The organism is Mesorhizobium sp. P3_A8, assembly GCF_056402995.1.
Map to the genome: position 1 here is coordinate 176,335 of NZ_JBFUGI010000015.1, position 6,909 is coordinate 183,243.

General features: G+C 62.8%; 7 protein-coding genes and 1 pseudogene. 3 read left to right on the top strand and 5 right to left on the bottom strand.

The window, feature by feature from the left end; genetic code table 11:
• Positions 1–7: 7 nt before the first annotated feature.
• Together AC1DX4_RS29905 and AC1DX4_RS29910 are read right to left on the bottom strand one after the other, a co-directional pair.
• Positions 8–748 (bottom strand): hypothetical protein, encoded by a 741-nt coding sequence (locus AC1DX4_RS29905; RefSeq protein ID WP_477223735.1) that lies wholly within the window; start codon positions 746–748, stop codon positions 8–10.
• Positions 745–1,215 (bottom strand): NUDIX hydrolase, encoded by a 471-nt coding sequence (locus AC1DX4_RS29910; protein ID WP_477223736.1) that lies wholly within the window; start codon positions 1,213–1,215, stop codon positions 745–747. The genes AC1DX4_RS29905 and AC1DX4_RS29910 overlap by 4 nt, the downstream gene beginning before the upstream one ends.
• 176 nt (positions 1,216–1,391) lie before the next feature.
• Here AC1DX4_RS29910 and AC1DX4_RS29915 point away from each other — a divergent pair, with 176 nt between their 5' ends.
• Positions 1,392–1,922: a sterol desaturase family protein gene (locus AC1DX4_RS29915; protein WP_477223737.1), complete on the top strand. Its 531-nt coding sequence runs from the start codon at positions 1,392–1,394 to the stop codon at positions 1,920–1,922.
• Between the two features lie 75 nt (positions 1,923–1,997).
• On the opposite strand, the gene rsgA is transcribed toward AC1DX4_RS29915, so the two are convergent.
• Together rsgA and AC1DX4_RS29925 are read right to left on the bottom strand one after the other, a co-directional pair.
• On the bottom strand, positions 1,998–3,044 hold the full coding sequence (gene rsgA, locus AC1DX4_RS29920) for a ribosome small subunit-dependent GTPase A (protein WP_477223738.1): 1,047 nt from the start codon (positions 3,042–3,044) through the stop codon (positions 1,998–2,000).
• A gap of 185 nt (positions 3,045–3,229) precedes the next feature.
• Positions 3,230–4,177: a helix-turn-helix domain-containing protein gene (locus AC1DX4_RS29925; RefSeq protein ID WP_477223739.1), complete on the bottom strand. Its 948-nt coding sequence runs from the start codon at positions 4,175–4,177 to the stop codon at positions 3,230–3,232.
• A 140-nt stretch (positions 4,178–4,317) separates the two neighbouring features.
• Here AC1DX4_RS29925 and AC1DX4_RS29930 point away from each other — a divergent pair, with 140 nt between their 5' ends.
• Positions 4,318–5,166 carry an alpha/beta fold hydrolase gene (locus tag AC1DX4_RS29930; protein ID WP_477223740.1) on the top strand — a complete coding sequence of 283 codons (849 nt, stop codon included), beginning with the start codon at positions 4,318–4,320 and terminating at the stop codon, positions 5,164–5,166.
• 147 nt (positions 5,167–5,313) lie between these two features.
• Here AC1DX4_RS29930 and dinB read toward each other — a convergent pair whose 3' ends face one another.
• The gene (dinB, locus tag AC1DX4_RS29935) at positions 5,314–6,561 is read right to left on the bottom strand and encodes a DNA polymerase IV (RefSeq protein ID WP_477223741.1); all 1,248 of its coding nucleotides are present in this window, start codon (positions 6,559–6,561) and stop codon (positions 5,314–5,316) included.
• A 162-nt stretch (positions 6,562–6,723) separates the two neighbouring features.
• Here dinB and AC1DX4_RS29940 point away from each other — a divergent pair.
• Positions 6,724–6,909: pseudogene (locus AC1DX4_RS29940) on the top strand (IS5/IS1182 family transposase); the annotation flags it as partial.

Genomic DNA, 6,909 nt, shown 5'->3' on the forward strand with positions numbered 1-6,909 from the left:
TCGGCCATCAATGCTGCGATTTGATTTTTTGCCATTCCTGAGTGCGTTCACGACGGGCCTCCCAGAAAAGAAAATTATCGAAGACAAAGCTGTCTTCCTCCGGGAAGTTCTGTCTGATCTCTTGAATTTTCCCGCCGTCGCGCAGGCGGCGAACGATATCCAGCCCCCGGGTCGCACGCCTTAGGCTGGACTCGTTGAGGAAGTCATTGCTGAGGGGATTGCGGAATTTGGGTTCGAAGCCGCCTGCACCGGACTCAACCAGCCGGGAAAACGGTTCGAATGTTTCGGCGGATGTCTGGATTGCCCACCGCATGGTCGTCACTCGGACGTACAGATCGAGGTCCAGAAGACATTTCGCCAGGGCGTCGGCAATCGTGTCGTCGTAGCATCCGGAACTTCTCACGTAGTCGACGAAAGCGCGCCGACAGTTGGAAAGCACGTCATCGGCCAGCTCTATCGCCGGACCCTTCAATCCGTCTATCCCGCCCACTTCGCCGAGGTAGTAGGCGCCAAGAAGCCGCTCACCGGATTTTTCAGATCGCAGCAGGTCGACGAGAAACTCCAGATCGGATCCTCGTCTCCATCTCTCGATGAGCTCTTCCCCGAGTCTGTAGTTCAATTCGGCATCGTCGCTGCCGTGGTTCACCTGTTGCATCTCGTGTTTCACCTGTTGCATCAGGATGGCGGTCGGTTCGTTCGATACGTCTCTCTCCATTTTGTTGGTCACCCTCGTTTTACCGGCATTCACCCGGCATCCAATTGCTTCAGCAAATCCAACAGCATCGGGCGCTGCCCAACAAGGATCTTGGCCTCGGCCTCGGGCAGGCTGAACCAGCCGGCCCTGTCGATCTCAGGAAACTCTTTCATCGATCCCGACCGCGGTGGCCATTCCATCATAAAACTGTTGCTCTTGATGGCGGCGACGTCGATCTCGGCCCGTGTCTCGACGGACCAGGCGATGACGATCTTGCCGCCCGGCTGCTTGTAGTCGCCAAGGCGTGCGAAGGGGCCGTCGACCGTGATGCCGAGTTCTTCCCCGGTCTCGCGCTGTGCTGCCGCCAGTTCGTCCTCGTTCTCATCGACGAGGCCTTTCGGGATCGACCAGGCGCCATCGTCCTTCTTCGCCCAGAATGGGCCGCCGGGATGAACCAGCAGCACTCTGAGTTCGCCGTCTTTTCGACGATAAATCAGCAAGCCCGCACTGCGTTTTGCCATGATTGCATGTCCGTTTGTGGCGCTGGTGCGAAGTCGGCCGATTCTGTAGGGATCATGGGCGCCGAATTTGCATCGGGAAATTGCGACGCTATGCTGCATTGCACCTCACCCGCGAGTTGGGCAATCTGATAGCATTGTTTCTGGGGCGGCGTCGAAAATCAGATGGGGCGTCCGGAATGCAACTGGGTCTGATCGGTTACTACAGCGATTTCGTGGTCTATCCCTTGGTGATCGCCCTTTTGGGGTTGGCCGGGCTGATCGAGGCCGGGGAAGAGGGCGCGCCAGAGTGGATCGGCATGGTGCTGATCTGTCTCGGCGTGTGGACATTGATCGAATACGTCCTGCATCGCTTCGTCCTGCATCACGTTCCCTACATCAAGGATTTGCACGACCGTCATCATGTCGAGGAGCGCAGTCCGGTCGGCACGCCGACCTGGCTCAGTCTCGGCGTGCATGCGCTGATCGCACTCCCCATCTGGCTGATATCGGATTTTGCGACCGCCAGCGCGGTCGGCTGCGGGCTGATGCTGGGCTATCTCTGGTACATCAGTGTTCACCACATGATCCACCACTGGCATCCCGCCCATCCCAGCTATCTCTACACGCTCAAGCGCCGCCACGCGGTGCACCACCATTTGGACGACAACGCCAATTTCGGCGTGACGTCGCTGTTGTGGGACCGGGTTTTCGGCACCGCGCGGCTTTGAGAGGCAGTAGGGCAGTAGGGCAGTAGGGCAGTAGGGCAGTAGGGCAGTAGGGCAGTAGGGCAGTAGGACGGCCGTTCAGCGTCGCTTGCCACGGCCGGCGGGTGACTTGCTACCACGCGGGCCGCTCTGCACCGGCGTGTTGTGCTGGTTTTCTTCGGACAGTTTGCGCCAGCGGGCCAGGCGCTCCGGATCGAGCGTGCCGGCCTTGATGGCAGCCTGCACAGCGCAGCCCGGTTCGTGCACATGGGTGCAGTCGCGGAACTTGCACAGCGGTGCCAACTCGGTGATCTCGGCAAACAGCGTGTCGATGCCGTAGCCGACGTCGCTGACCTGCAGCGTGCGCATACCCGGCGTGTCGATCACCCAGCCGCCGCCGGCAATGGCATGCAGCGACCGCGCCGTGGTGGTGTGGCGTCCCTTGGCGTCGTGTTCGCGGATGGCACCGGTCTGCTGCGGCGATTGCTGCGCCGAGCCGGCCAGCGTGTTGACCAGTGTCGATTTGCCGACACCGGAGGAGCCGATCAGCGCCACCGTCTGCCCAATGCCGCACCAGGCGGCGAGTGCTGCCGCGGCATCCGATGTGCGCGGGTTCAGCGTCACCACGGCCAGGCCGCGCTGCAGTGCGGCGGCTTGGCTTTGGTAGGACTCGGCGTCTTCTGCCGTGTCGGCCTTGGTCAGCAGGATGACGGGTGTCGTTCCGGCCTCGTTGGCCAGCGCCAGATAGCGCTCGAGCCGGGCGATGTTGAAGTCGGCATTGCAGGAGGTGACGATGAACAGCGTGTCGACATTGGCCGCGGCCAGCTGCGGCACCCGGCCACCCTGGGTGCGGCGCTCCAGCACCGTCTTGCGGGTCAGGCGACGCTTCACAAGCTGATCATGCGGCTCGACCAGCACCCAGTCGCCGACGGCGTAGTCGCCGGTGGTGGCCTGTGGCGGCAGCGTCAGGTCGGTTTGTCCCGTCTGGGACAGGCCGCTCAGCCGATCTCGATGGACCATGGCGATGCGCGTTGGGATGAGGCTTGCCTCGTCCGGTTCAAGCTGATCGGCAAAGAAATCCGACCAGCCAAGGCTGGCAAGGGATAGTGACGGGGCGGGGGAAGAGGCCGTCAAGGCTTCGACCAAGGGTACGGCGTCGCAGGCATCGGACAGTATCCCCGGCAAGATGGGAGAGGCGCGGGACCTCTCGGGATGGGCAATCCGCCCAAGCCGCTGTATGGGCGGCATGGCGGGATTTGGCAAGCATTTGCGGCTGCGTGCTCCGAATGGGGTTTTGATTGGGGGCTTCTTCCGACCGCCGGGTCGTTCCTTCAGTCGTGGTGGCGCGACCGTGTCTGCGACGGCAATTCGCCGAAGGTGGTTTTATAGGCTCCGGCGAAGCGGCTGAGATGCCAGATGCCGTAGCGGGCGGCAATGTCGCCGATCGGCTCGCTGGTATCAGCCAATTCCCTGCGCACCGCGTTCAGCCGACACATGGCGAGATAGGTTCGCGGACCGATGCCCACAGTCTCGTGGAACGCGTATTCGAGGGTGCGGCGCGAGACATTCAGCGTGGCTGGCATGCGGGCTATCGCGGCCGGGCGGGCCAGATCGGTTTCGATGATGTCGCGCGCGGCCTGAAAGATGGCTTGCCGCTCGCCGGCTTTCGCCAGGCCCGGCAAACCCTTGCCTTTGCCCGCTGAAAGCAAGGCGGAGATCATGGTCTCGGCGATCACGGCCGCCATGGCTTCGCCATCGCCGTTGGAAGAGCCAGCCTTCCGCGCCAGTGCACGGGTGATCTTCGTCAGCCTTGCTGGCAGGCCAGGCGCCCAAAGCAGCCCTGGCGCGCCAAGAGCGGCATCGCGGCGTTCGCCGGCAAGCGATCGGCCGATCAGGCCGGCGGGCGCGGTCAGCAGGCAGATATGGGTGCCGGCCGGCATCCATATATCGATCTCCGACCCCTGCGGCAGGAACAATATATGGTCATGGTCGAGCGGCGCGCCGCCGAGTTTCGACGGCTCGTTGCCGTCGATGGTAAAGGCAATCCCGGTTTCGCCGAGCGGCACCGACCCCCGCGACTCGATGGTCTGGCTGGTGCGCTCGATGTATATGCCGCAGCACGGCGCCAGATCGATGGTGACGAAACGTCCCCTGAACCGGCCCCGGCTGAACTGGCGGTAGGCCTGATCGAAACCCTTCAATTCGGCAGCCTGGGCGTCGATGTCCTCGAACAGCCGGGTCCGGATGAAGGAATTTTTGGCCACCTCCGCCAACGCCATGCGGACGTTTCCTTTGCGCAAAACGGATAACGATCCTCGGCGCTGCCGCGCTAGCCTGTCAAGCGGTTGGACAACCGCGACGCAATTTCAAAAACAGGCGGCCGGGCGAGGGTGGCCGAAACCCGCCAATGGAGAGATCGATGAAATTCCTGATGCGCGCCCGTCTGGCGCTGGTGCTGCTCATGCTGTGGCCCGCTTCCTCGCAGGCCCTGGACAAATGGCAGGAATTGCCGGAGCCGGCACCGATGCCCGCCGCCGTCACGAGCGGCAAGGCGCCGGTCAACGGCATCCTGATGTACTACGCCGTCTATGGCACGTCGGGCTCGCCAATCCTGATGATCCATGGCGGCCTCGGCTATGCCGATGTGTTCTCCTCGCAAGTGGCTGACCTGATGAAGGATCACGTCGTCATCGTTGCCGACAGCCGGGGCCATCGCCGCTCGACGCGCACGGCCGATCCCTACAGCTATGAATTGATGGCGTCCGACTACCTGGCCCTGCTCGACTATCTCAAGGTCGACAAGGTCAATCTCGTCGGCTGGAGCGATGGCGGCATCATCGGCCTGATCATCGCCATCAACCACCCTGAGCGGCTGATCAAGCTGTTCGCCAATGCCGCCAATGCCACCACCGACGGGCTGATCCCGACCGTGATGGACAACAAGACCTTCGGCGCCTACATCGAACGCTGCGGCAAGGTCTATGAGAAAATCTCTCCGACGCCGACACAATACAACGCCTTCCTCGAACAGATCGGCGCGATGTGGGCCACCCAGCCGCATCTGACGACGGACGATTTGAAGAAGATCACCACGCCGACCGAGATCGTCGTCGGCGAGCATGATGAAGGCATCAAGCCGGAGCACAGCAAATACCTGGCCGACACCATACCGGGCGCGAAACTGGTCATCCTGAGGGGCTTGAGCCATTTTTCGATGCTGCAGGACCCGCCTGTCTACACAAAGGCTATTCGCGACTTCATCGACTAGAGCATTTCACCGTTTAACGGAAACGGCGAACCGCTCTAACTCTTTGTTTTTGAAGCAATTCCGGACAGAAAACCGTTCGCACTTTTCCTGGAATTGCTCTAGGGATGCTGGCCGCGCGATATGATCGTGCCCGGCCAGCCGTGCCCGTCAAAGCTCCTTCTCAGCCAGCTCCCTGAATTCGTCGGGCACGGAGCGCGCCGCTTCCAGCGTCACCGTGCCGTAGCCGACGGCCTGTTTGCCGAAGCGTTCGCGGATCTTGTCGATGGCGCGGTCGGCGCCGAAGCGGGCGAGACCTTTTTTGCTGCCCGGCCGGCGCTTCTCGTCGGCGAGGCCGAGCGGCAGGTCGAGTTGCAGCTCGGTGCTCTCCTCCAGATGCGAAACGGAGATCGCCAGCAGCGAGATCGTCTTTTCGCGTGGATGGTCGGCGAGCACGCCACTTACCAGGTCCTGCGCGATTTCGGCCAGCATGGTGGTCGCCGAGATCGGCTGGTCCAGCGTGATCGATCGGGTGACGGCGCTGAGATCGGCAAAGCGCACGCGCACCGTCACCGTGCGGCCGGGCCGCGCCTTGGCGCGCAGACGGCTGGCGACACGGTCGGCCAGATGCAGCAGCGTCGGCACGACGACATCAGCCACGGCCGGCTTGCGGCCAAGCGCCGATTGCGCACCGGCCGAGTGCGCGCGGCGCTTGGTCTCCAGTTTTCTCGGGTCGCGGTTCCATGACAGGGCGGCGAGCTTTTCGCCGGCGGCGGGACCAAGCAGCCTGGTCAACGCGCCGCTATGGGTCCTCGCCAGCTCGCCGATTGTCTCGACGCCGATTTCGGCCAGCCGTGCCCTGGTCGCCGGGCCGACACCCCACATCAGGCCGACCGGCAAATCGTGCAGGAAGGCCAGTTCGGTGCCGGGCTCGACGACCACCAGCCCGTCGGGCTTGGCCACCTGCGAGGCGATCTTGGCAAGGTGTTTGGTGCGCGCCACGCCGATCGAGATCGGCAGGCCGAGTTCGGCCCGCACGCGGCAGCGGATCGCCGTGGCGATCTCTTGCGGTTGCCCGAACAGATGCGTGCAGCCGGCGACGTCGGCAAAGGCCTCGTCGATGGAAATGCGCTCGACCACCGGCGTGAAATCGTCGAGCATCTTGATCGCCGCGTCGCCCAGCCGCTGGTAGTGGCTGAAGTTGCCGCCGACGAAGATCAGCTGCGGGCAAAGCTCGCGTGCCTTGCGCCCCGGCATGCCGCCACGCACGCCAAAGGCACGCGCTTCATAGGAGGCAGCGAGCACCACGCCGCCGCCGACCGCGATCGGCTTGCCGCGCAGCGACGGATCGAGCAATTGCTCGACCGAGGCATAGAATGCGTCGAGATCGGCATGCAGGATGGTCGCTGTGGTTTCCAACCGGCCGCATATCCGAGGTTGCTGATGGACAAGAACGAATAGGGAACAAAAGGGGACAATTGTCAAGCGGAACTGTGGAAAGCTCCACTTTTCCCCACAAGGGGACTGTTGCGTAATTCGGTGGTTGTGATTCTCTGAGATTGACGCTCGGAGGGAATCACGATGGCAGTGAAGCAGACGGGTCAGTTGAGCTTGGCGGAAGCCTTTCTGGGCGGCAAGTTGGCAGGCGGTTCTTCGCCACTCGATCGATTGTCAGGTCTGGTGAAGTGGGACCGCTTCGAGAAGCTACTCAACCCGCTGCGCGATGGTGGACCGGGTCGGGCTGCCTGGCCACCGTTGGTCCTGTTC